Source organism: Psychrobacter sp. L7 (genome assembly GCF_002810365.1).
In the GTDB taxonomy this organism is placed as follows: Bacteria; Pseudomonadota; Gammaproteobacteria; order Pseudomonadales; family Moraxellaceae; genus Psychrobacter; species Psychrobacter celer.
This window is the reverse complement of the sequence record NZ_NEXR01000010.1, coordinates 168,073-193,720: the sequence shown is the minus strand read 5'-3', so window position 1 is coordinate 193,720 and position 25,648 is coordinate 168,073. Positions and strand designations below refer to the sequence as shown.

The window sequence follows — 25,648 nt, the reverse complement described above, 5'->3', positions numbered from 1 at the left end:
CGATTGGCATTTAGCTGGCGCTGCAAATTATTATAAAATCATAGAAATAATAACGCGCGCGACTTTGCTACTTTGCCGACTTATCCGTCAATGCTGGATTGAGATGCTTTTTTAGTACTGCAAACTGAGCGACGACAAACACCAACATAATTGGAATCCAGCCATAAGTTTTAAAGTTGATCCAGGCTTCATCTGACATCATAAACGCTGTGATATAATGCAAGATGCCCATAAAGGCAAAAAACAACCCCCACGCGACAGTCAGTTTTTTCCAGCCGCTCATCGTCAGTGAAAAGACATCTTTCATGGCCAGCTGCATCAAGGGTTTATTGATCGCGGCACTGACAATCAGCGTCAAGGCAAAGATGCCGTTGATGATTGGTGACTTCCAGCGTAGATAGACATCATCACGCAGCAATAACGTGCCACCACAGAACAAAATGGTCAATAACAAAACGACCCATTGCTGTTTATCAAATTTGCCTTTTTGCCGAATGAAGTGAATGGCATAAACGACGATGGTGGCGATCAGTAGTGCACCCGCCGCCGCCAAGATACCACTGTAACGAGCAGCGATAAAAAAGGCAATTAAAGGAATAAAGTCTAATAAGGCTTTCATAGCAAGTGGGATGTCCAACAAAAACGTATGGGGTAGTTTACACGTCTACTGCGGCAAAAAAAAGCAAACAACGCGATAATCATACGATATCACAAGCCTGCGCGCCAATAGTCAGTGCGGCTGATCAGTCGTGCTACTGCTATATCGAAAGGGTTGTTGCTGATGAGCAGGCGCGCCGAGTTATTATTGACTTTTTATATAGTTAACTCACTTTAAAACCGATACAGTGCAGCTGGTATGAATTTTGCGCAGCATCTGTCAGCGTAGACACAGCAAGCAAGGAAAATTTATACCAGTTGCCCGTTCATATGAGCGCATCGATTTTATTTCGAACTGACTATACTTTTATATACTATTAAAGCTAAGGCTTATTTTATGAAATTTGATTTACATTGTCACAGTACCTGCTCTGATGGTACTTATGCACCGACCGAAGTGGTGCAACGTGCCCACGCAGCTGGTGTCAATGTATTGGCACTGACCGATCATGATACGCTGGCGGGGATTGATGAGGCGCGGGTAGCGGCGACGGCCTGCGATATGCAGCTGATTAATGGGGTTGAGATTAGCTGTGAGCATACGCTTAGCGGCGGCTATGGCAAAAACAAATCAACCAAAAAAATCATCCATGTGCTGGGGCTGGATTTTATTGACCGAGATAAAATGCACGCAACTTTGCAGCAGTTACAAGACAGCCGCGCTACTCGCGGTCAGAAAATCACTGAGAAGCTTAGTGAGTTATTAAGTCTCGATTATGAGGAGCTGTGGCAGGCCGTACTGGATAAAGCCGGTGGCAACCCGCAAGGGGTCGGACGCGCTCATATCGGTCAGGTACTGTTTGAGCGCGGCGACGTCAAAACGGTACAAAAGGCCTTTGACAAATATCTGGCGGATAATAAACCTGCCTATGTGGCGATCGATGCGCTGAGCATGGCTGAGGGTATCGAGCTGATACATGCGTGTGGCGGCAAGGCTGTATTGGCGCATCCGACGCGTTATCATCTCTCAGCCACGCGGGTGCGTAAGCTGATCGAAGAGTTTGCTGGGCTGGGCGGTGATGGTTGTGAGCTGCCAGCCAACAGTGAGCCTATCAGCACCCGCCGCATGGTCGATCGTAGTATCGCCGCCAACAATTTGGTCGCTTCGGTTGGTAGTGACTTTCATGGTAGCAATATGCCGTGGCGGCGCTTGGGCGACGTTCCTGCATTGACACCTGACCAACAAGGCGTCTGGCAGTCGTTTACCACGCTTGGCTAACGGCTCATATACATTTGTCTAGAAGCGCGATGCCGCCGCTTATTTGGTTACACTTTGAGGTGAGCGTTTGTCTAATAAATAGCCAAAACAGATTGAAACCTCAGAAAAATCTTGCCACACTTAAGTGGTGGCCAGCGTTTGTACGATGGGTAGGACGTTTATCTCTTACCCACGCAGTTATCTGAGCTTATATTTAATAGACGCTTATTTTTATATAGCAGTTGTAGTCGTTGGTTGCTTTCACTCATGTTATGTCTGGTGTATTTACATTTTTTGCGGTAGCCAAACTATGTCTGTATCGTTTCCTCATTTAGGCTACAAGCGACTCTCGCGAGCAATCTTCGAATGGCAAGCTGCTGATAGGACTGCTTTGTTGGCAGTATTTATCTTGATGGAGGTGTTTTTACACTGGCTTTGGTGTGTGTTTGTCTGGTGGTATCAAGATGCCTTAGGCGCTTATGTTTATATTCATCTGTTGTATCCGCTGTGGCTTGGCATTACGGTGATGGGTGTGTTTTTTTGGGGTATCGCACGCCATCTGTCGCGTCTTAAACGGCAAACGACTGCCATAAAAAACAAAAACTTAAACAAATGGCAGCTGCTGTTGGTGGTGCCTTATACTTTTTATATCGCCACTGTGATCGTCATGGTCGGTTATAGCAGTTTGTTTGCGGGTGTCTCGCTGGTAGGCGGTGCGATGCTTGGGATGATGCTGATCAAACGCCGCTATGCGTGGCGCGTGTTTTTGCTACAGATTGCTCTGATTTTATTGGCTATCTTGGCGCCTTACTTTGGTATTCATCTGCCCAACTTGCGCCAACTGACGTTTGTTTATCCATTTTTAGACAGCCAAAATTACCTGACGTATAACGAGCTGATGGCGATCGAAAACACGCTTGCCACCTCGGTGTTTAAAGGGGTGGCATTAGACTGGTCGAGTATCAGTGAGCTACAGCGCTCTTCGACGTTTTTTTGGCGCGCAACCCATGTGCTACTGGCCTTACCCAAAGCAATCTTTATCGTTTATATGTTTCGTACGTTGTTGTTGATATTAGATGACAGCAAAAACGAGATATTAAAGCATGCCAATCAAGACGAGCTAACCCAGCTCAAAAATCGTCGATACGGTTTGACGCAGATGAAGCAGGCGCTAAAAGAGCTACAAGACGGGCAGGACTTTAGCGTTATCTTGCTAGATTTGGATTGGTTTAAAGACATCAATGACACCTATGGTCATGAGGTCGGCGATCAGGTGTTGTTTGAAGTGGCGCAGACGCTGACGCAGGCATTGACCGATGCGGCCATCGTGAGTCGCTATGGCGGCGAAGAGTTTTTGATTGTCCTGCCAGCCACGAGTCACGATGGGGCGATGCTCATCGCCGAACAGCTCCGCAAAGACATCAGTAAGCACGTCATCAAGGTCGATGATAATAAGGCGTTTAGCGTCACCGCAAGCTTGGGGCTATACACATTCACTCACGAACAAAGTGTGTGTATGAAACAAGCCCGTACAGAGCAGTTACAGTTAGAGGCGACGCTGCAACCAGCGCTCGCAGGCAAGCCCCGGCACCACAGATCCGCCTTACCGCCAGAGTACCAGACCCTTTTGCCACCTGATATTTGCCAGCGTTTAATCTGTACAGCGGACAAGGCGCTCTATGAAGCAAAAGACCGTGGCCGCGACCAAGTGGTCAGTGCCAATCATATGTTCGTCAGCGAAAATAGCCGCCATGCGATGCTGTGTGGTATCTAAGCTGAGCCCAACTGTAAATGCTGGCCAATACACTGGTGGCAAAGCTGCCAGTCGTCAAGGTAAAGCTCAGCACCAGCGCTTGCTCATTGCTATCGGATGCATCTAACCACTCCCAGCTTAGCGCTTCAATCGGCAAACGCAGTGCTCGGCGCTGGGCTTTGACATCGCGCTGCTCTAAGCCCATGGCCAGCTGTGTCAATAAGGCATTATTTTTCACAATATCGCTCTCAAGCTGCGCTGCCATGCCGCTAACCTTATCGTTACCCACGCCCCACAGCACCCCAGTCGGATGAATATCACCACTCATCATCCGTGCGCGTAAGGCATCGTCTATTGCCTCACTGCCAAATATCGAGCCTGAGCCGTTTAAGTTAAATACCTCACCTGCCAGCCCAGTATCCCAGTTGCCTACGCGGACTCTGGCTGCCAATATCTCATTAAATATCAGACTACGAGCCGCAGATAGCTCCATGGCGTTTTGCTCACGTGGCGCGCGTTTGCGTTTACTCTTTTTGGTTTTTGGTTTGCTCGCCGGTATGGGACGAGCAAATAGCCGTAGGGCTTCTGCGATGTTGTTGCCTTCATAACCAAAACGCTGGGGGCCAAAGTAATTGGGCACGCCTGTTTTGCTGATAGTAGCCAGATGTTGCTCGGTTGCCTGCTTGGCGTCAGTAGCTGCGATATTACTGGCAAACTCGATTTCTCGTAGGATAATGGTAAATTGATTGGCGCGGTGAGTACCGCGATTGAGCTTTTTGTGGTGCCAATGCTGGGCGATGATGGTGACGGACTCGTTGTCACTGATGTCTACTGGGGCAAACTCAGAGTTGGGCAGTTGCTTTTTGGGGATTCTTAAGCTAAACCACTGCGTCGTCAGCGCATGACGGTCTTTGAGCCCCGAATAACCAACATCGCGCAGTGGGATCTCTGCCCATTCTGATAGCAGCTTGGCCAGATAGGCCGTATTTATCCCTGATTTTTTGATATGTAGCCACAAGTGCTCACCCTCGCCTGTGAAGTCAAGCGGCAATATTTCATTGACAATGAAGTCATTGTTTTGGGTTTTATAAGTTGCCTGCCTTAAAGGTTGCGGTATAGGCTGCGGCAGCCGCTCGGTGTCTGTCGCCGCTTTTATATCAGTGCTTGTCAGCGTGTCGCTCATAGCCCGCTCATGAGTAGATGGCTGATGTGTCGTTGTATCGTTCTGATTATCTTGATCTTGGGAAGTCATAAAGGTGTCTTTTGTTTTGATAAGGGTAAGAGGGACGTACGCGAGATAAAGGTAAGTAATGAGAATATAATTAATGAAAATAACAGCCAAAAAGTTACGTTTTGCAACGTGGCACGCATACAAATAAACAGCGTCAGCCAAGTGGTCTTGCTACTATCAGATAATACGTATTTTTGAATGTAGTGTCTAAATGTCTATAAGTGGTCTTTTGGTTTGAGCCAATACAATCCTGCCCAAGCCCGCCTAAGCCAATACGGATGCCAGCCTATCAACAATAACTGTTAAGGATGACCTATGAGCCAAACAAACAATAATCAAGCCGCTGACAAAATCGCCGCCAAAAATTTAGTGACTATCGATAAGTCCGACATCCCAGATGGTGGCATGAAGTCTTATAAACAAGAGGACGATAGCATCATTTTAGTCACGCGTGACCGTGATGAGTTTAGCGCATTTGATGGCAAATGTCCCCATGCCGGTACCGACTTGGGTGAGGGGTTGCGCTGCGGCGATAGAGTGATCTGTCCATGGCATCATGGTAGTTTTGACAGCCGCGACGGTACGCTATTAGAGCCTGTCGCGATGCGTGGCCTGACTCAATATGAGCTGATCGATGAGGGCGAACGGTTGGTGGTGGATACCGCGGCCAAGATAGACAACCGTGCCGCAAATGACAAGCTGACCGACACGCATACCATCATCGTAGGCGGCGGCGGTGCAGGATTTATGACCGCCAATCAGCTACGTCATACGGGTTATGGCGGCAAAATTACCTTAATTAGTAAAGACAGTTACGCCCCTTACAACCGTCCTTTATTGTCCAAAATGTTTTTGGCAGGCAAGATGGATGAGAAGTATCTGATGCTAGGTGGCCGCGAGTGGGCCAGTAATAACAACATTGAGCTGCGCCTAAATCAAACCGTCAGCGCAGTACTGCCCAATGAGCGTACGATTGTCATTGAAGGCGACGATGGTAACCACGAGCAGCAGACTGCGGATTTTTTGGTCGTGGCAACAGGCGCCGAGCCGAAGATACCGCCATTTCAAGGTGCTGAGCTAGCGGGCGTCTATACGCTACGTAGTATGGATGATGCTAAGGCGATCAAAGGTGCTACCGATAACAAAAACGTCGTCATCGTCGGTACAGGATTTATCGGCATGGAGGCGGCGTCAGCGCTGATGCAGGCTGGCAATGCCGCCTCCGTCACCATCGTCGGGCGCAGTCGCCGCGTCATGAGCAATATCGTCTCTGAGGCGGTGAGTAATACGCTTATCAAACTGCATGAAGAAAATGGGGTGCGCTTTGTGTTTGGTGCAGGTGTTGAGAGCATCAATGAAGATGGCAGTCACGTCAGCGGTGTCACACTGTCAGACGGCAGTACGCTGGCAGCAGATGTGGTGGTTTTGGGTACGGGCGTGGCACCACGTACCGAGATATTAAATGAAGTAAATGATCCCGATGGCGTGCAAGTCGATGAGCGCCTACAGCTACGCGACGGCGTCTATGCACTGGGCGATATTGCCAAAGCCACCAATCAGATGGGGCGCATGCGTATTGAGCATTGGCGCGTGGCCTTACAGCATGGCATGGTAACGGCTGCTGCTATCTTAAATGAAGACAATGACCACTCGTTAGAGGAACGTATTCCGTTTTTTTGGACTGGACAGTATGGCAAAAGCCTACGCTACAGCGGACATGCCGCAACCCCTGATAAAGGCATATTATTTGGCTCGCCAGATAGCCTAGATTATATCGAATACTACTTCGATGATGAGGCGGAAGACACCCGTGCCAGTGCTGCAAGCTCGCTTGGACGAGACAAAGAGCTGATCGCTTTTTCTGAGCTATTACGCCGTGGTCATGCGCCAACGCGCGCGCAGCTCAGTGCCGGATTTGACATGATTGAGCAAGCACAACTACTGTCGCGCTAGCATTTAGAGGGTGATAAGGTTTACTATAAAAAGCTGGCTTGATTATTCAAGTCAGCTTTTTATATCGTAATAGTAAAAGGATATCACAGAGTATGAATAAAGAGATTATAAGTAAGGATGCTGTTTTTTTGCGGCAAGCCCGCCGCGCCGATATCGCCGCGCTCGAGCAGCTACTCAACCGCTGCTACCGAGAGACCGCAGGCTGGACAAATGAAGCGGATCTGGTGGGCGGTATTCGTACCACGGCAGACGAGCTGGCAGGCGTCATCGATCATCCAACACACTACCTGTTTGTTTATCCAAAAACCACGACAGGCGCACGTGATGATGCAGAAACAGGCGAGCTGCTAGGCTGCATCGCAGTGGACATAAAAACAGATGACAATGTAGCCACTTGTGCTTATATCGGTATGTTTGCCGTGCATCCAGAGCTGCAAGGGTGCGGCGTTGGCAATGAGATATTACAAGCGGCAGAGACGTTTGCTACGCGGCATCTAGCAGATAACGGCCAGCCAAGTCGTCTGACCATGTCTATCTTGAGCCATCGCCCCGAGCTATTAGCCTACTATCAGCGCCGCGGCTATCAGCTAAATGGCAATAAAATGCCATTCCCAGATGATGGCAATAATGGCGAACCAAAACGTCAGGATTTAGAATTATTGGAATTAGAAAAAGTGGTGAGTGCGTAAACCCTAACCCCAAAAATGCCCAAAGGTCATAAACAGGCCGACACTCAATAAGATAAATGCCACGATAATCAAGCGCTTAAACCAAGTAAAAGCTGGTACGCGCGTGGCATTATCATCAGACATAAGAAAAGCGAATAAAAATAGCAAACTCCCTGCCAAGGTCATGATGCCTAAGCCCACGGGTAATATAAAAAGGTACATCTGCCACACAGTCATCTCGCAACGGTCATTATTAAACGCATCATAGCAGCATCAGGATTGTGCTGTCTGTATGTGGTTTTACACTAAAGCAAAAATAGACAATAAAAAAGGCCATTTCGTTAAAAATAGCCTTTCTTCTCATTCAGTCTGTCTAACGCATCGTCACAAACTCTTCTGCACCTGTCGGATGGATGGCGACGGTATTGTCAAAGTCAGCCTTAGTCGCACCCATCTTGATCGCCACTGCAAAGCCTTGCAGCATCTCATCGACCCCGTAACCGATGCCATGTAGGCCGATGATTTTTTCCTCCTCACCTAAGCACACCAGCTTCATCACGCACTTTTGGCGATGCTGCGTCACCGCGCTATACATCGAGGTAAAGGTCGAGGTGTAGCATTTGATGGTGTCTTTGCCATACTGCGCCACCGCATCGATCTCAGATAAGCCAACCGTCCCAATCGCAGGGTGAGTAAAAATCACCGTCGGTACCAGCTCGTATGTTAAATGCTCATCGGTCTTGTCGTTAAACAAGCGCTCAGACAGACGCCTACCAGCGGCGATGGCAACTGGTGTCAGATCAATACTATTTTCGATAATATCACCGACCGCGTAAATACCATCGACATTGGTATTTTGGAATTTATCGACTTTGATTTTGCCAAACTCGGTGGTTTCTACGCCCGTTACTTGCAGGTTTATGTTGTCGGTTGAAGGCGCGCGCCCAATTGCCCAAATCAAGCAATCGACCGTATCAAGCGTACCATCTTTGGTGAACAGCTCTAAACAGCCATCTTCGTTTTTATTGACTTCGGTGAGTGTGGTGTTGGTATGCAGATGAATACCGTCTTGCTCCATCTCTATCAGCAGCGCCTCGACGATAGTGTGATCAAACGAGCGCAGCGGCGAATGCTGGCGGACATAGAGATGTACCTCAGCGCCGAGGCTGTTGAGTACGCCTGCGATTTCGACAGCGATATAGCCTGCGCCTGCGATAGCGACCCTTTTTGGCAAATGAGTCAATTTAAAAAAACCATCAGAATCGATGCCGTGCTCTGCGCCTTTGATCTTAGGCTTAATAGGATGTCCGCCCGTCGCGATCAGGATATGATCGGCAGTGATATGCTCGCCATTGACTTCGACCGTATTGGTATCGACAAATTTTGCAAAGCCTTTGATTACTTCCACGCCGTTTTTGGCCAGATTATTGTCATAAGCGCGGTGGATATTTTGGATATATTGCTGGCGGCTTTGTACCAGTTTTTGAAAGTCAAAGTTTTTTAATTCCACATCAAAGCCATAATCTGGCGCATACTTCTCAATCGCTTCGGCCACTTGCGCGCCATACCACATCACCTTTTTGGGTACGCAGCCCCAGTTGACGCACGTGCCGCCTAGTTGCGCCGCTTCGATAATGGCGCATTTTTTGCCGTAGCTGGCGGCGCGGTTGATCGAGGCAATACCGCCGCTACCGCCGCCAATGGCGATATAATCATAATGTTTGCTCATGTTTTATCCTTGTATGTATGATTGATAAGTGCTGTCTTGAGTATTGTCGCGGCAGGGTGCAACCGACCACTGTAGGTATGGTACAACATAAACAGCCGCTATTAAGAGAATGGGCAAAGACCCAACATACTATAAACGATACCTAAACAATGGCGCGACGTCTATAAAATAACAGCCCAGGAATCGACAGACCCAGCACCAACCCTGAGGTCACAAACAAGGCCTCGAACAAATACACCATCATTTGGCTAAATAACTCGTCCGAAAAACCAAAATAGCCTATCTGTACCATACTGACCATTGCCTTATAAGCGGCAATACCGGGCATCATACAGATGACGCTTGGTGAGATCAGCGCTTTGGGCGGTAGGGTATATTTTTTAGAAAAATATACTCCCAAAAAGCTGGCAAGCATCGCTCCAAAAAAGCTGGCCACCGCCAGATGGACATGCTGATAGACAAGGGCAGTTTTTAGTCCGAAGCCAAACGCCGTCATCAGCAAACACGGCAAAATATAGCGTTTGGGCACGGTAAACATCAGCGTCCAACCAAGAGTGATGATGCATGATAGCGCGACAGTCTCAATGAGCCACATATCAAAACCCCCAATGCTGTATTTGCAGTAACACCAGCGCCATGACGATGCCCACGCACGCGGACAAGGTCAGCATATAAGTAAACACCGCTCGCCCAACGCCGATATTGACATAGCCCTTTAAGATATCGGATAAGGAGTTGATCAAAGGAAAGCTGGGCACCAGTAGTAGCACGCTAGAGGCCACCGCAATATCGGCATTATTGCCAATATCAAAATAATAAGTCGTCGCCCCGATCAAGGAAGCGATAAAAGCGGTGGCAATGACGGTGATAAAAGGGTTGAAATGATGCTTGGACAAATAAATACGAGTAAACATCGCCACCATACCGGCGATAAAGGTCACCCCAGTAATTGCCCAGCTGCCGCCGTTTAGATAGGCAAATGCGGCGCAAGACGCTCCTACAAACATGCCCACCAACCACGTTGGATACACCGCCTTATCTAGCTCATCAAAGGCAAGGATGGTGCGGTCCGTCAGCTCAGACTTTAGCGTATTGTTACCTAGCTTGCCGCTACTGGTATTGGCTTCGGTTTTATTGATGATTTGCTGGATTTGTACGAGTAAATTGACATTGATGCTTTGGTTTATGGTGTCTCGGGTGGTGGTGATACAGCGCTCATCACAGATGGTGGTCAAGGTAATGGCGTTAAAGTTCAGCGAGCATTCGACGCTGTTCATACCTAAGGCCAGCCCCAAGCGTTTGGACAAATCCACCACCACGGCAGACTCCGCGCCATATTGCATAAGAAGTAGGCCGCAGCGTACGCATAATCGAGTAATACGCTGCTGCTGTATGTAGCTGGTAGAGGTCATTGGAGGAGTATGCATATTGGCTGAGATATTGATATGGATAGAGGTAAAGATAGCATAACTTGCCCTGCTTATTTGCTACTATTATAAAGCGTAAACCATTGCCGCAAGGAGAATAAAATGCATATTGCTATCTTAACCCTGACTTTTGCGCTACCCGGATGTAGCTCATTAAAAGAAAAACGCCAACGTATGGGCGGCTTGCACGCACGTTTTGGCAATACGCCAAGTGTTGCAGTGTGCGAGAGCGGCGAGCGTGATAGGCATGATGCCAGCGAATGGACATTCGTGATCGTTGGGCTGTCCAAACGTGAGGTTGAGTCACAGTGCAGCCAAATTGAGGAGAAGATAGAGCGGACGGTGGATGCAAGAATGATGAATGTTGAGAGGGAGTTTGTTTAGGTGGGGTGTTTTTATACATCAACTCTGAAAAATATCTAACTTTTAGGTTAGTTACGAGGAACGAGACCCAACATTATAGTTTTGCTTAATATGAATTGTTGGGTTTTCTTCTTTAATCCAACCTACGAGTTAAACTGGCGACTGTAATTAATATCTGTTATATCAACAGCCTATCATCAAGTATAATGGTACAAAAAACTATTTATCTAAGTTCTCAGTCAAGTTATTAGTATAGTTAAGCCAGTCTTGAATCGGTACCTTACTATTTGGATTATATTTAATTTGATCATTTAAAATATTAAGAATCCATTGTCGAACCTCAGCCTTATTACTTAGATTAGGATGTAGTAGAATAGATAATATAAAACGTTTACGCTCTCTTGAATCAAAGCCAGTATCAGACCATATAATTTCGCTTAATATTTCTTGGTCAAGTTTGCTTAAGAACATCTCATCATTATCATTACAACCCTTATGCTGATAGTAGCGCTGAAATATATCTTTAATAGAGTTTTTATCTATAGAATTAATCTCATGAACGGCAATAGTATTTTTAACAAAATCGTAGTATCTTTCATGATCAGATCTACCAAAAAAATACCAGCTATCTAAGTCAGTAACTCCATTATGTTGGTTAATTTTAGATACAATATGCTCTCTAACTTTTTTATCGAAACTTGCCGCCCATTCTTCCTTACCGTAATCTTGTAGAACTTTATAATAAAAACTTAAATTATTAAGATTCTCTCTTCCTATTCTATCTTTAACAACTTTGTACCAACGTTCAATAAAATCCTTGCTAGGGTTTAAGCTATGATACTCTGTCAAGAGTTGGTCATGCTGGCGATCATTTAAAATTTTTGCTTCAGTCAGTATATCAGAATCAATTAAAAATTTAGTTTGGTCATCATCAGTTGATAGATCTTTTACTAGACTGACAATCACTTCTCCCCAATCTCTGATTAAAAATCGTTCGGTCAATGGTTTAAAAAAGTCATCAATCTTAAAGCGGATATCCTTTTTGAGTTGATTATCTTCGTTGGACGCATTAGCTTTATTAATATTCCCTACAAAATAATCATCGCTCAATGCAAGTGCGTTCTGACTACAATGTTTTACAAACTGATCAAATGTGAGTCCCTCATAAATTAGATTAGGTATATCATAAGCAAGTCGAATAATTAAGATTGAATCTAATATTTGTTGTTTACTTACTAAACTCAAAGTGTCAGGCAAACTATTCATTAATGTATTAAACGTTTTAATAACGCGTTGATAAAACCTTATATTCTTAATACCTATCACTTGATAGAATTTTTTGTAGGTTGTAAATAAGTTGTTGTCGTTGACCAATTTCTCTATAGCTGTCAGAGACTCATCTAAAATAAGTACTTCATCAAACACCTTTTCCTTGTACTCTTGAAACTGCTCATTTGCTTTAATATCATGCAATATCACTACTACCTTACAGTTTTTTTCTAAGCTTAAATGATTAACTAAACCCATTATATCTCTGATATCTAGGTTTTTAGATAGACGTTCAATATCATCAATACAAATTAAGGTATCTCCGATAAGACTAGTCATAGCACTACTTATCATGCCTTTACTGAGAGACAAGGTAACGCCTGTACCTTCAAGTTTTGGCAAGTCTATAGCCTCTAAACTCTTTTTAAAGATACCTTTGAGACCAGAAAGATAGTCCTTTTTTTGAGTAGTCTCATGGGTGCTAAGAGCAATTTCAAACTTTAAAGCTTCTATTGATTCTATACCAAAGAGAGAAACGTAAGAGTACTTATTAACACCTAAATTCGTGTGATTCTTCTCGTAAAAACTCTTCCAAAAGCGCGTCTTACCAACACCCCATTCGCCAGTCAGAGCAATGGCAAAAGGACTTTTAGTATCTATTAGATCTAAAAGCTTCTTCTCAAGATTTTCTACATTTGCCATTGCTCATTACCTTACAGATGTTCTTAAAATAATAATTATATTAACACCAAAGTTAAAACTCTACCCAAAAAAAGGCCACCCTATAAAGAGTGGCCTTTTATCAATCATAACTAACGGTATTAACTCACTTCTTTCATCGCCTGCGTAAGCATCGGCTTTAAAAACTCACCAGTGTATGAGCCTTTGACGTCCGCCACTTCCTCAGGCGTACCCTCCGCGATGATCATACCGCCGCCTTTACCGCCTTCAGGGCCAAGATCAATCACCCAATCCGCAGTTTTGATCACATCTAAGTTATGCTCGATGACCACGATGGTGTTACCTTTATCACGTAGCGCATGCAGGATATTAAGCAGCTTGTCGATATCATGGAAATGCAGGCCAGTGGTCGGCTCATCCAAAATATAGAGCGTTTGTCCCGTGTCACGCTTGGCCAGCTCACGCGCCAGTTTGACTCGCTGCGCTTCACCGCCCGATAGGGTAGGCGCGGATTGACCTAGGTGAATGTAGCTTAGCCCCACATCCATCAGCGCTTGCAGACGACGATGAATCGCAGGAATGGCTGAGAAAAACTCAGTGGCATCCTCCACCGTCATCTCTAGCACATCGGCGATGGTTTTGCCTTTATAGTAAATCTCTAGCGTCTCACGGTTATAGCGTTTGCCGTGGCAGCTATCACACGGCACATACATATCAGGTAAGAAGTGCATCTCGACTTTAATCAGGCCATCGCCCTGACACATCTCACAGCGTCCGCCTTTGACGTTGAAGCTAAAGCGGCCGGGTTTATAACCACGGGCGCGCGCCTCAGGCGTTTGAGCAAACATTTCACGCACAGGGGTAAACACGCCAGTATAGGTGGCAGGATTTGAGCGCGGGGTACGGCCGATCGGGCTTTGGTCGATATCGACCATTTTGTCCAAATGTTCAAGCCCGCTGATGCTGTCATGCTTATCCGCGATAAGGGTAGAAGCGTTATTTAACTGAGTCGCTGCAATCGGCATCAAGGTGCGGTTGATCAAGGTTGATTTGCCCGAGCCGGATACGCCAGTGACACAGGTCATCACACCGACTGGCAAGCTCAGATCGACGTCTTTTAAGTTGTTACCTGACGCGCCTTTTAGCTCGATCGTCATTGGCACCTGCTTTGGTTTGGCTTTACCTTTGGTCTCAACTTCCATGGTCTTGGCTTTATGCCGTACTTGGGGAATCTCGATTTTTTTCTCGCCAGACATATATTGTCCAGTCAGCGAGTCTGGGGTCGCCATGATCTCATCGATCGTACCTTGCGCGATGATATGACCGCCATGCACGCCTGCGCCGACACCGATATCGATGACGTGATCGGCCTGACGTATGGCGTCTTCATCATGCTCAACGACAAGGACGGTATTACCCAAGTCACGCAGCCGCGTTAGAGTCTTTAGTAAGCGATCGTTGTCACGCTGATGCAGACCGATCGACGGCTCATCGAGCACATACATCACGCCCATGAGACCGGCACCAATTTGACTGGCAAGACGGATACGCTGTGCCTCCCCACCCGATAGCGTCTCAGCAGAGCGAGCAAGGGTCAAATAATCTAGCCCGACACTGACGAGGAAGTTTAGGCGCTCATTAATCTCTTTAAAGATTTTTTCTGCCACTTCACCTTTATGGCCGCCAATCTTTAAGGTTTTATAATAGTCAGCGGCATCACCGATGGAGAGCTTGACGATATCGGCGATGGTCTGCTCATCGACACGCACGTTGCGCGAGATTTCATTGAGACGTGCACCATCGCAGACGTTGCAGGTAGTATCAGCCAGATATTTTGCCAGCTCATCACGCACAAGGTTACTTTGGGTCTTGGCATAACGGCGCTCAAGATAGGGCAATACGCCTTCAAATGGTACCGTCTTATTGGTCTTGCGCCCGCGCTCATCGGTGAAGTTAAAACTCAGTTTTTCTTTACCAGAGCCGTGCATGATGATGTCTTGTTGCGCTTTTGGCAGTGCTTGCCACGGCGCATCCATATCGATGTCAAAGTGCTTGCAGACGGTAGAGAGCAGGCCAAAATAATAGGCATGACGCTTGTCCCAACCATTGATTGCGCCTTGATTGAGCGATTTTTCATGATGGGTAATCAGCTTCTCAGCAGCAAAATACTGACGTTTACCCAGACCGTCACAGCTTGGACAAGCGCCGTATGGGTTGTTAAAACTAAACATCCGCGGCTCAAGCTCAGGCACTGCTCGATCACAGACAGGGCAGGAGTGCTTGGCTGACATCACTTGGTCGTCAGCACTGTCTGCGTTTGGGTTGCCATCCATAAAGTGTAGTGTGACCAGACCTTGGCCTAAGCGTAGGGCAGTCTCGAGACTTTCGGCGACGCGGTTGCCCAAATCGTCGCGGACTTTAAAACGATCGACGACGACTTCGATGGTGTGTTTTTTCTTTTTATCGAGCGTGGGTAGCTCATCGGTATCATAGACATCGCCATCGACACGCACACGGACGAAGCCTTGTCCGATCAGCTGCTCAAGTAAGACCGTATGCTCGCCTTTACGCTCACGAATTACAGGAGCCAGGATCATAAGCTTGGTGTCTGTCGGCAGCGCCATGATCTGATCGACCATCTCGGTGACAGACTGCGCCACCATCGGTTCGCCATGCTCGGGGCAATAAGGCGTGCCGATACGGGCATAGAGCAGGCGCAGATAGTCATAGATCTCGGTGATGGTACCGACCGTCGAGCGCGGGTTGTGGTTGGTGGATTTTTGCTCAATGGCAATAGCAGGGGAGAGTCCCTCGATGCTATCGACTTCGGGCTTCTCCATTTGTGAGAGAAACTGACGCGCATAGGCGGACAGACTCTCGACATAGCGGCGTTGCCCTTCGGCATACAAGGTGTCAAACGCCAAGGATGATTTACCAGAGCCTGATAAACCTGTGATTACCACGAACTTATCGCGCGGGATGTCCAGATCGATGTTTTTTAGGTTGTGTGTGCGGGCGCCGCGTATTGCAATGTGGTCATTTGCCATCGGTGATAGGTTTCCTATTTGCTAAAGTGATGGATAAAAAATACTGATGTATAAGAAGTAGTGAGCGCAACCTACATTTAAACCAGCCATGTAAAACAGCATCCCAGTCGCGCTATGTTATTTTTAAAGTGTATGAGGGTCAAAATAGTGACGCAAAAGATAGCTGGTTTTTATAAACAGCGTTTTTGTAAGCTATGTTTTTACGATAACTATTTATAAGCGATGCTTTTATAGACGATACGCTTTCTTTATTGCTTCGGTTTTTATAGTGTCTTTGTCAGGCCTCGCTGCGGTTTTTATCCTATTTTTTAGTGCGTGCTTTTTCGCGCGCGTTTTTTATAAGCTGGGTAATCTTTAACGAAACCGTTTAAGGCAGCTAAACCATCTAGGCCGTTTTTATCTCACAAGTTTTGTTAGACTCCGCCAATCTAAATCAAATCTGTGTTACCTAACAGGTATCCTTTGTTATGGTTTTGACCAGAACGCTTGTCTTAGTCAGCACTTAATGGCTCAAGCGAATCCGCAACCTTATTGATAACGTTGTACTTTATTGTCATGATGCGTGCATTATTCAAGGCAAAAAGCCGCTAGAGACGCACTTGGTAACAAAAAACAAAAGTCTCGGCAACCAAACGGCGAATGTCTTATACTAGGGGCCTTAATTTAGAGGGCTTGATTTGTAGGCGAGTGCCCTGATAGATCAACTGTGATATTGATGTATGGATAATCTATTTTAAAATAAGTTAAGTATAGACCTACTGGTCGTCATTTTTTAGAGTGAATCGACTATATCAGCAATGATAAACCTGTGAGGCAAGTATGAATAGCGTAGAAAAACGGGCAATCCTCGGGGTCGGCGGCATCTTTGCCCTGCGTATGATTGGCCTGTTTATGATTGTGCCTGTGTTTTCGGTGTATGGCGACAATTATGCGCATGCTACGCCGTTTTTGATTGGTTTGGCGGTCGGGGTTTATGGGCTGGGTCAGGCGATTTTTCAGATACCGATGAGCCTTGCTGCTGACAAGTTTCCGCGTAAGCCGATTATCTTTTTGGGTCTGATATTGTTTGCTTTGGGCGGTATGATTGCAGCCAACGCCACCGATATTTATGAGGTCATCATCGGTCGGGCGCTGGCAGGAAGCGGTGCGGTGTCGGCGGTATTGATGGCGCTACTCGCTGATGTCACGCGCGAGGAGATGCGTACCAAAGCGATGGCGACGATGGGCTTGACCATTGCCACCTCTATTATGTTGGCCTTTGCCTTTGGCCCTTTGTTGGTGGGGTCGCTTGGTATGTCAGGCTTGTTTTGGCTGACATCGGGTTTTGCGGTATTGGCAATGATGCTACTGTTTGTGGTGCCGACGCCGCTACGAGTGCTCAAACATAACTTGGACAACAAATCTATCGGTCAGCAGTTGGCCAGCGTGCTAAAAATTGGCGATTTAAACCGTCTGCATATCAGTATTTTTGCGCTACACCTGACCATGACGGCGATATTTGTTCTTTTGCCGCATCAGCTCTCTGAGGTGCTGGGTTTGTCGGTTCATCAGCAGGGCTTGGTGTATTTGCCACTGTTGTTTATTGGCTTTGCGGTAGCGATACCTTTTATTATTGTCGCAGAAAAAAAGCGCAAAATGCGTCAGGTGTTTTTGGGTGCGATCGGCCTGATGACCGCGGCACTGGCATTACTGGCGCTGGGTAGCCATGTGGGCGTTGGGATTATTTTGGGTTTACTCTTATACTTTATGGGCTTTAACTTGCTTGAGGCGACGATACCGTCTTGGATATCCAAGCGTGCACCAGTCGCCAATAAAGCCACAGCGATGGGACTAAACTCATCCAGTCAGTTTTTTGGTGCATTTGTCGGCGGGGCGCTGGGTGGCATACTATTGACGCAGCCAAATTTGCTGGCATGGGGCGTACTGGCGCTGATTATGGGCGCGGCGCTATTACTGATATTTCCGATCGCCCAGCCGCCGTATCTATCAAGTACCACCATTACCATTCCTAAAAACATCAATATCCAAGACTGGTCGCGGCAAATGCTGGCGGTAGATGGCGTAGACGAGCTAGTGGTGATGGCAAAAGAGCAGGTGGCCTATCTTAAGCTGGACAAAACCCAGCTCACCGACGACTCGCGACAAGCACTGTCGCATCTGGCACAAAGCCCACTAGATATTTAAATAAAAATTGGTTAAAGTAAAATCAAATTACTGTAAAATCGTATTGTCGATAGCATTAACGATGATGGGGCATATTGGCTTCATTGAATCATCATAGATACGATTCACTAAATTATTCATAAATAAAAGGACGGTACCATGCGCGGAGTTAATAAAGTTATCATCATCGGTAACCTTGGAGCAGACCCTGAGGCACGTCAGTTTAACAACGGTGGTAGCGTGACCAATATCTCGGTTGCGACATCAGAGCAGTGGACAGACAAGCAAAGCGGCGAAAAAAGAGAAGCGACCGAATGGCATCGTATCTCACTCTTTAATCGTCTAGGCGAGATTGCAGCGCAGTATCTTCGTAAGGGCAGTAAGGTCTATATCGAGGGCAGTTTGCGCACGCGTAAATACCAAGACCAAAATGGTCAAGATCGCTATATCACCGAGATTCGCGCTGAGCAAATGCAGATGCTCGATGGCGCAAGCGGTGGCGGTCAAAGTCAAGGCGGGAGCTATGGTAGTCAAGGCGGCCAAAACAGCTTTGGTCAGCAAGGCGGCTACAACCAAGCAGGCGGCGTAGCAGCTCAAGGCATGGCGCAGGGTGGTAATCAAGGGGGTTATAACAATCAAAATGCTTATAACAACCAAAGCAATCCTCAGCAAAACCCATTCAATCAGTCAGCGCAAAATGCCTCTCAGCCTAAGCCAACAGCGATGCCTGATGGTCCAGTCGATGATGATATTCCGTTCTAACTTATACAATAATAATATATTGCATTTGTAATACTGTAGCTCATTGATAATAATATCATTGAGCTATTTTTATATCAAAAATATATTGTATTTGTATTTGATAACTTTGTATAATATTATTTATTGTATTTACTTAGAGTAGTAGCCTAATGCCAGTCCTAAAGAGAAAAGAGTTTATTGAAACAAGTGGTGAAAGGTTTTCTCTTCTTGTTGATGAGAATGGTATTCCTGACTTTTGGATAACGTTATTCATGACTACTGTTGTACGATCTTATACACACTCAACTCAAAGAGCATATATTAGTCACCTGTATCATCTCAGTCTTTGGGAAGCGAAAATAAAAGCTCGTCTGTCTGACAGGATAATTACAGCATCACAAAATAAAAGTAGTAATAATATTCGGTTTTTCTCACATTCCGAAGTTCAATCCATTGCTGAGCATTGTAAGCTTCAAACAAAGACTGCTCGAAAGCTAAATGATTCGAATAATAAGGTAATCCAATTCAAGAAGCCTACATCTAAAGCGCCATTAGCAACTGTATCCATTGCCCAACAAAATCAAAGAATCAAAGTTATTTCTGAATATTTCGAATTCTTAGCAAATAACCTTCTCAGAAACAAAGCAAGTTTCTCAAGCTATGTTGCAATCATTAAAGAAACTAAAGAGTTGCTTTTAAGTAAAAAGTCTAAAGGTGGTAGTCGTAGAACAACGTTTGATCCTGATGCTAAAGCCCCACCTCCAGAAGTGTTTTCTGAGGTTATGGAGTTGGTAAGACCACTCAACCACAAAAATCCTTTTACCAAGCTGGTTAAAAATCGAAACTACCTTTTATTCAGATTGCTGTATGAAACTGGTCTGAGAAGCGGAGAGATCCTTCAGTTGAAAATAACTGATATTAAGTTCTCTCAAAACCTAATTGAAATTCGTCGTAAACATGATGACCTTGAGGATACTTATAGGTCAATCGAGCCTAATGCTAAAACTCTTGAGCGCGATATCCCTATAACATCTGAACTATCTGAAGAGATTAGGTCATACGTTATTCAAGAACGTCCGCTTATTAGTAATGCAAATAAGCATAGTTTTTTATTCGTATCTCACAAAGGGACAAGTTCTGGAAATCCTATTTCTCTTATACAGTTTTCAAAAATTGTTGAAAAAGTTGCAGAGGATGAAAATTTAGCTGACTTCATCAAAAAGTATGGTTTTAAAGGCGCAAAGAGAATAACTAGGCATGGTTTCAGGCATGATTTTAACAATCGGCTATCGATTAGTATTGATAAGAACAATGAGAAGGCAAGAGAAGAAGGGCGGTTACATGATGTCATCTCAGAAAAGAAAGAACTTGAAAATAGAATGTATCTTATGGGTCATAAACATGAAAGTTCTTCGAGTATTTACAACTTGAGGCATACTAAAAAACAGGCTGAATCACTATTATTGCAAGAAATGCGAAAGATGGATTTTCTTATTAACCCTAAGGATGACTAACTAAGATGAACACCGCTGCAGTATTAAATAATTGTGTAGAAGATATTGAGAGGTCAGACTCCTTTATTATTAGATCTAAATCAGGCTATGAATCAAATTTTCAAGATGTTGTTTGGAAATTGGATAATTCGTACAGTATCAATTGGGGTAATGTGGGGAATGTTTCAGGTAGTGTTTTACAAGGATTTAAGCTCACTACTGCACGGATGGCTGAAGAGGTCTCCGCAAAGCATACTCAAAATTGTTGGCATTATTTTAAGCAATATTTGTTAGATCCCAATATCTACACAGGTGGCAAAATTAGCTCAGAGCTAATTTTGAAGTATAAATCAACTTTAGATTCTGAAAATGAGTATAAGTTGGGAACGATTCGCTCATTACTAAGAAATTGGGTTGAATGGAAACATCCAGGGGTTAATAGTGATATATCAGATACACTTGATCGGCTAGTCTTAAAGGGAAATGTAAAAGGTAAAGCTGTCTTACATCAATGTCCTCATACGGGCGCTTATACGCTCACTGAACAGCAATCATTATTAATATGGGCGGGTAACGCTTTCCAAGATAAAATCCTGTCTTTAGAGGAGTTTACATGGCTCTATTTGATATATGCAACAGCTAGAAGGCCAAGCCAAATCAGAGCGTTAAGAATATGTGACGTTACTCATAAAGTGGTCAATAATAGAAATATATATTCTATTAATATCCCAAGAGCGAAACAAAGAGGTGGTAAATTCCGTTCTGAATGCAGGTCTTTAACTATTACTGAAGACTTGTATTTGATTGTAGTAAATCAAGTTAATGAGGTTAAATCCTTTGTTTCTTCTAAATTGCCTAGACTTGACGATAACGATATTGAACAGTTACCTATTTTTTTGAACCGCGATTCATTGCGAGAAATGAAAGTAACCGACTATAAAGACGTTATTGTAAATACTCCTGATTACTTACATCTATCTGCAACTGACGTTCATTATATGGATAGACAAATATCTCGTAAATGTGATGCTATTTCTGAGTGTACAGGCGACTACATTCACTTTACACCTATAAGATGTAGGCGAACTAGAGCGACCAATCTTGTCAGGAATGGTATTACAGGTGTGCAGCTAGCCTACTTGCTTGATCATTCAGATACTCAGCAACTAAGTGTATATACTCAGCATACAGGTGAGTTAGCACTGAGGGTTTTTGACAAGATGAATGATGCAATGGAGTTGTTATCTGCAAAATTTGAAGGGCGTCTTATTCATTCCGAAGCTCAAGCATTAAGAGGTAATGATCCTAATAGCCGTGTCTTCCAATCTTCAAACAATCAGGTAGGTAACTGTGGAGGCTCTCCTGCCTGTAACAGTGGCTTGAAAGCCTGTCTTTTATGCAGTCAGTTTCAACCATTATTAGACGCTCCTTGGGAAGATGTGTTACTGGATCTAATGGAAGAAATTGAACATAAGCAAGCTATGGGAGCTAGCGATTTGATTTTACAATCTTTTAGTCTTCAACTAGCTCATGTCAAAGCTATTATGAATGCATGCGATAAAATCAAGCTAGAGGAGGTTCTTTGATATGACACAGGTTATACCTTTTACGCCAAAGCATGAAGTTGATTACAAAAAAAACCTTCTTGATTTTATTGAGAGAGCCAAGAATAACTTGAGTATTTATGAGGATCAAGGTGGCTTCAATAGCGACAACTGGAAGGTTATATATAAAAATGGTCGTAGCTCATCTATGCATTTTACTGGACTAAAATCTCAAGGTAATAAGACTGGGGAGTTAATGCTACAACCTTTTAGAGATTTTGCGAAAGCATACATGAGAGACTTGCAAACATGGAAAGAAAGAAATCCTGCAAATTATATGGTTGTGCTGAAAACTGTTTATGAAATGCTAGTCGAAACTAATGAAAGCGCTGATATTCTTGATTTCAATGGTATAACACTACGAAAAACTACTGAGAGCTTAGAAAATCGTCTATCTTCAGGTGCATTATATCGTGCTGGTCAAGTGCTTGAAAGTTTATTGAGTGATATTCAAGAGTATAAAATAAACTTAACGATACCAATATGGAAAAACCCTTGGAAACGACCAAATGAAAAGGCTACAGGAACTTCTCACGAAGATAGAGCTTGGCAAGAAAATAGATTATTAACTAGTCACCAGATTAGTTGTTTAGCTGATGCTTTTCGGTTGGCTAGAACGCCTTATGAGCAATTTTATTCATCTCAAGCTGTATTGTTGATGGCTGCTCCAAGCAGAGGTGGAGAGCTACATTTTCTGACTACAGATTGTTTATTTGAAACAACAGCATTTAAGGAGGTGGTCGATACTTCGGGTAAAGTCGTCAAAGAAGAGCATACTATTTTAAATATTCGTTGGGTCGCTGCTAAAGGTGGTGGATTTATACCGAAACCTGTACACCCTCTAATTGAGCCAACGGTGAGAGAGGCGGTGCAAAGGCTAATTGATATTGGAGAGCCTGCTAGAAGAGCTACACAGTGGTCAATCAAGCATCCTAATGAGTTCTATCGACATGATGGCTGCATTACCGCAGGAGATCATCGCGAAGATGCTCCACTGACTATTCTAGAGTTTGCAGCGGCTATGGGGCTTTCACAGGACAATATACCGAATGATTTTGCTGAATCTATAGAAAGAAGTGCTTTCTTAAATTACTACAAGCAAAAGTGGATTCAAAATCTTTTTGAAACAAAGGACTGTATTACCTATCGAGATTTAGCTGCTTATACTGTGGGAAATTATAAAAAGTCTTTTCCTAAATTTCCTAATCTTTCAGAAATTAATAAGCCCGTATCAGACATGTTATGCCTTGTTAGAGACAAGGAGCTTCATAGCGAGTTTCAATCTAAAGGCTATAGTTTTACTGCTCCTACTATAAATCAACTAAATGATGCTTTAGGCAGTATTCATGAAAGAAAAAAGGGTACAATAGTACAGTCTTTATTTACATCTGTGGGATTAAAGGAACAAAACGGAGACAACTTAGTAATTACTTCGCATCAAATTCGAGTGTGGTTGTCTACAATGGCTGAACGTGGCGAGATGGAGTCATTAGACTTAGCAATGTTTGCAGGACGTAGCCGTATTCAAGACAACAGAGCTTATGATTTACGTCCTATGGAGGAATTGGCAAAGGAGTCAAGAAAACTAATTAGTCTTGGCCTAGAGGCTCACGACGGGACTAAAGCTCTACAAGCTGTAAAGGTTAATGTACCTATTACTTTTGAAATGCTAGGTCATAAAGATCGATATGGTGTAGTTCAAGCTTCTGGGTTTGGATACTGCGAGCATGATTGGACTATGTCACCATGTTCAAAAGCAGGTGAATGTGTAACGTGTAAAGAGCACTCTTGCATTAAAGGTATGCCGAATACAAAAGAGCGATTATTAGAATTAGAGCAGGTTGTCAAACATGAGCTTAATAGAGCAGTAGAGGCTGATAATAACGACTATTCAGGTGCTAGTAGCTGGGTCATTTATCAAAGTAAAAAACTTGCAATAATTAAGACTCTGTTAACATATTTAGATAATGATGACTATCCTGAAGGGCTTATTATCCGTGTTCCAGAAGATCTAGATGTGAGCTTAACGCGAATAGCACTAAATGAGCTTGGATATTCTACAGAGGTCACAGATAACTCAACCTTGAGTGAAAAGATTACTCTCACAACAGAGTCTAACTTTCTAGCGATTTTACAGGGTGGGTTATGAAGCCAAAACTTATAAGTGAAAAGGAATTGGATTTAGTTGAAGACATATTGAAGAAATGGTCAGGCAAGCTGACATGGGATAAGTTCGCTGTCCGAGTTGCTTCTGCTTTAGGGAAAGATTCTGTCTCTAAGTTTACTCTAATGGGCTACCCTGAAGTCAAACAGGCATTTAATAGACGTAAGCAAACGCTTAAAAAGGCAAAATCACAGGTCATTGAAACAATGAGTGATGTGACTATTGATATACTTATCAACGAAAATGCTGAGCTAAGAAACCAAATTCATCATTTAGAAGAAGAGTTTAAAGCAAAAGAAAGGCTATGGGTAGAGCAGTACCGAAGGTGGCAATATAATCTTTCCATGATGCCAAATGTAGATTTGTCTACACTCGACCAACCTCTATCGGAAAAGCAGAAGTAAAAAACGATATTCAAATTCCATAACAATTTTTATATACTGCTATTTTATTGACAATAGTTTAGTGATTTGGTGTTGAAAATAATGCATAATAACTAGTTTGGAAGTAAATTATAGTACATGTAAGGTTGGCACACTATTAGAAGTAGTACAAAGTAAACTATAGGGTGTGTATAGAATTCAAATCAGGGGCAACCAGATAAAGACACAAGCGAGCATTACCGCCGCTGCATAGCTATCTTTGAGCTTATCATATCGCGTGGCAATGCCCCTAAAATGTTTCAATCTAGCAAAAGCGTTTTCTACCAAATGACGGCAACGATACAAATACCAATCTAGTGTGTCGTTACAGCTTTTAGAGTTCGACTTAACAGGTATGACTGACTGAGCACAGTGCGTGAAGATACACTCTCTAATATCGCTACTATCGTAGCCCCTGTCTGCAATCACCGCTTTAGTCTGGTTATTAATCGTGCTAAATATCAACGTCTTTGCCATCTTAGCGTCATGCACTTGCCCACCTGACAGCTCAACATGTATAGGGTTGCCACAAGCATCGACCACTAAGTGCAGTTTGCTGCTATTACCTGCAACGCTTTTACCAATGGCCTCATCAAGATGACTGGCTGCACCTGAACTATGCTGATGAGCTTTGACCACGCTACCGTCTATAAATAACCATTCACTATCATAGTTTGCTGTGATTATTTTCATGAGCTTTTGCCATTTACCGGTTTTACGCCAATAACGGTATTGATGATATATGCTAGACCAATGACCGAAATAAGAAGGTAAGTCTCGCCATGGACAGCCTACTCTTATGCGGTACAGCATGCCTTCAACGGTACGTCTTAGATTGGGCTTGTTATGTATGTTAATTTGTCGCAATATAATAAATAGCTTGTGCCAAAGTTCATCGCTGAGCTTGGTGCGAGTCATAAGTGATGCCTTATTTCTTTGTTGTGGTAAACAGTAGAGTAAGGCGTTGCTTATTTTTTTCAATGGATCCTCAATTCTATACAGCCCCTAGTGTAGTTGGTATGATTTGAAAAAGTATAGTGCTGGTAAAATGACCTTCGTTAAGCCTCTGTGTAAACAGTTCGCAA

19 protein-coding genes are annotated in these 25,648 nt (G+C 44.2%); 11 read left to right on the top strand and 8 right to left on the bottom strand.

Annotated features, from left to right (window positions below):
• Positions 1-67: 67 nt before the first annotated feature.
• Positions 68-619 carry a septation protein IspZ gene (gene ispZ, locus CAP50_RS10500; protein WP_100749956.1) on the bottom strand — a complete coding sequence of 184 codons (552 nt, stop codon included), beginning with the start codon at positions 617-619 and terminating at the stop codon, positions 68-70.
• A gap of 375 nt (positions 620-994) precedes the next feature.
• Between ispZ and CAP50_RS10495 the strand changes: the two genes are divergently transcribed.
• Both CAP50_RS10495 and CAP50_RS10490 read left to right on the top strand, forming a co-directional pair.
• The gene (locus CAP50_RS10495) at positions 995-1,876 is read left to right on the top strand and encodes a PHP domain-containing protein (RefSeq protein ID WP_100749955.1); all 882 of its coding nucleotides are present in this window, start codon (positions 995-997) and stop codon (positions 1,874-1,876) included.
• A 289-nt stretch (positions 1,877-2,165) separates the two neighbouring features.
• Positions 2,166-3,629 carry a GGDEF domain-containing protein gene (locus CAP50_RS10490; RefSeq protein WP_100749954.1) on the top strand — a complete coding sequence of 488 codons (1,464 nt, stop codon included), beginning with the start codon at positions 2,166-2,168 and terminating at the stop codon, positions 3,627-3,629.
• Here the strand turns inward: CAP50_RS10490 and truD are convergent.
• A complete protein-coding gene (gene truD, locus CAP50_RS10485) occupies positions 3,589-4,791 on the bottom strand; it encodes a tRNA pseudouridine(13) synthase TruD (RefSeq protein ID WP_100750091.1) in 1,203 nt (400 codons plus the stop codon). The two genes, CAP50_RS10490 and truD, sit on opposite strands and share 41 nt — an antisense overlap.
• Positions 4,792-5,154: 363 nt before the next feature.
• Here truD and CAP50_RS10480 point away from each other — a divergent pair, with 363 nt between their 5' ends.
• Both CAP50_RS10480 and CAP50_RS10475 read left to right on the top strand, forming a co-directional pair.
• Positions 5,155-6,792 (top strand): FAD-dependent oxidoreductase, encoded by a 1,638-nt coding sequence (locus CAP50_RS10480; protein WP_100749953.1) that lies wholly within the window; start codon positions 5,155-5,157, stop codon positions 6,790-6,792.
• Positions 6,793-6,884: 92 nt separating this feature from the next.
• The gene (locus tag CAP50_RS10475; protein WP_100749952.1) at positions 6,885-7,481 is read left to right on the top strand and encodes a GNAT family N-acetyltransferase; all 597 of its coding nucleotides are present in this window, start codon (positions 6,885-6,887) and stop codon (positions 7,479-7,481) included.
• A gap of 352 nt (positions 7,482-7,833) precedes the next feature.
• Here CAP50_RS10475 and gorA read toward each other — a convergent pair whose 3' ends face one another.
• The 3 genes from gorA to CAP50_RS10455 all read right to left on the bottom strand — a co-directional run bounded on the left by gorA (position 7,834) and on the right by CAP50_RS10455 (position 10,601).
• Entirely contained in the window at positions 7,834-9,189 is a 1,356-nt protein-coding gene (gorA, locus tag CAP50_RS10465; protein ID WP_100749950.1) for a glutathione-disulfide reductase, read from the bottom strand.
• A gap of 142 nt (positions 9,190-9,331) precedes the next feature.
• A complete protein-coding gene (locus CAP50_RS10460) occupies positions 9,332-9,784 on the bottom strand; it encodes a threonine/serine exporter family protein (RefSeq protein WP_075100506.1) in 453 nt (150 codons plus the stop codon).
• 1 nt (position 9,785) lies between these two features.
• Positions 9,786-10,601, bottom strand: coding sequence for a threonine/serine ThrE exporter family protein (locus tag CAP50_RS10455; protein WP_100749949.1), 816 nt, complete (start codon positions 10,599-10,601; stop codon positions 9,786-9,788).
• A 117-nt stretch (positions 10,602-10,718) separates the two neighbouring features.
• Between CAP50_RS10455 and CAP50_RS10450 the strand changes: the two genes are divergently transcribed.
• A complete protein-coding gene (locus tag CAP50_RS10450; RefSeq protein WP_100749948.1) occupies positions 10,719-11,000 on the top strand; it encodes a DUF503 domain-containing protein in 282 nt (93 codons plus the stop codon).
• Between the two features lie 198 nt (positions 11,001-11,198).
• Here the strand turns inward: CAP50_RS10450 and CAP50_RS10445 are convergent, their stop codons facing one another.
• Both CAP50_RS10445 and uvrA read right to left on the bottom strand, forming a co-directional pair.
• On the bottom strand, positions 11,199-12,950 hold the full coding sequence (locus CAP50_RS10445) for a P-loop NTPase fold protein (RefSeq protein WP_100749947.1): 1,752 nt from the start codon (positions 12,948-12,950) through the stop codon (positions 11,199-11,201).
• Between the two features lie 119 nt (positions 12,951-13,069).
• A complete protein-coding gene (gene uvrA, locus CAP50_RS10440) occupies positions 13,070-15,976 on the bottom strand; it encodes an excinuclease ABC subunit UvrA (RefSeq protein ID WP_100749946.1) in 2,907 nt (968 codons plus the stop codon).
• 819 nt (positions 15,977-16,795) lie between these two features.
• Between uvrA and CAP50_RS10435 the strand changes: the two genes are divergently transcribed.
• From CAP50_RS10435 to CAP50_RS10410, 6 genes are all read left to right on the top strand, one after another.
• Complete coding sequence (locus tag CAP50_RS10435; RefSeq protein ID WP_100749945.1) at positions 16,796-18,160, top strand: MFS transporter; 1,365 nt, start codon at positions 16,796-16,798, stop codon at positions 18,158-18,160.
• Between the two features lie 138 nt (positions 18,161-18,298).
• Positions 18,299-18,901, top strand: a complete 603-nt coding sequence (ssb, locus tag CAP50_RS10430; RefSeq protein WP_100749944.1) for a single-stranded DNA-binding protein — start codon at positions 18,299-18,301, stop codon at positions 18,899-18,901.
• A 149-nt stretch (positions 18,902-19,050) separates the two neighbouring features.
• Positions 19,051-20,394: a site-specific integrase gene (locus CAP50_RS10425; RefSeq protein ID WP_100749943.1), complete on the top strand. Its 1,344-nt coding sequence runs from the start codon at positions 19,051-19,053 to the stop codon at positions 20,392-20,394.
• Between the two features lie 5 nt (positions 20,395-20,399).
• Positions 20,400-21,959, top strand: a complete 1,560-nt coding sequence (locus CAP50_RS10420; protein WP_100749942.1) for a site-specific integrase — start codon at positions 20,400-20,402, stop codon at positions 21,957-21,959.
• Between the two features lies 1 nt (position 21,960).
• Complete coding sequence (locus tag CAP50_RS10415) at positions 21,961-24,126, top strand: hypothetical protein (RefSeq protein WP_241900743.1); 2,166 nt, start codon at positions 21,961-21,963, stop codon at positions 24,124-24,126.
• On the top strand, positions 24,123-24,545 hold the full coding sequence (locus CAP50_RS10410) for a hypothetical protein (RefSeq protein ID WP_100749941.1): 423 nt from the start codon (positions 24,123-24,125) through the stop codon (positions 24,543-24,545). Before CAP50_RS10415 ends, CAP50_RS10410 begins: the two co-directional genes overlap by 4 nt.
• A gap of 177 nt (positions 24,546-24,722) precedes the next feature.
• Here the strand turns inward: CAP50_RS10410 and CAP50_RS10405 are convergent, their stop codons facing one another.
• Positions 24,723-25,481, bottom strand: coding sequence for an IS5 family transposase (locus CAP50_RS10405; RefSeq protein ID WP_100749940.1), 759 nt, complete (start codon positions 25,479-25,481; stop codon positions 24,723-24,725).
• Between the last annotated feature and the right edge of the window lie 167 nt (positions 25,482-25,648).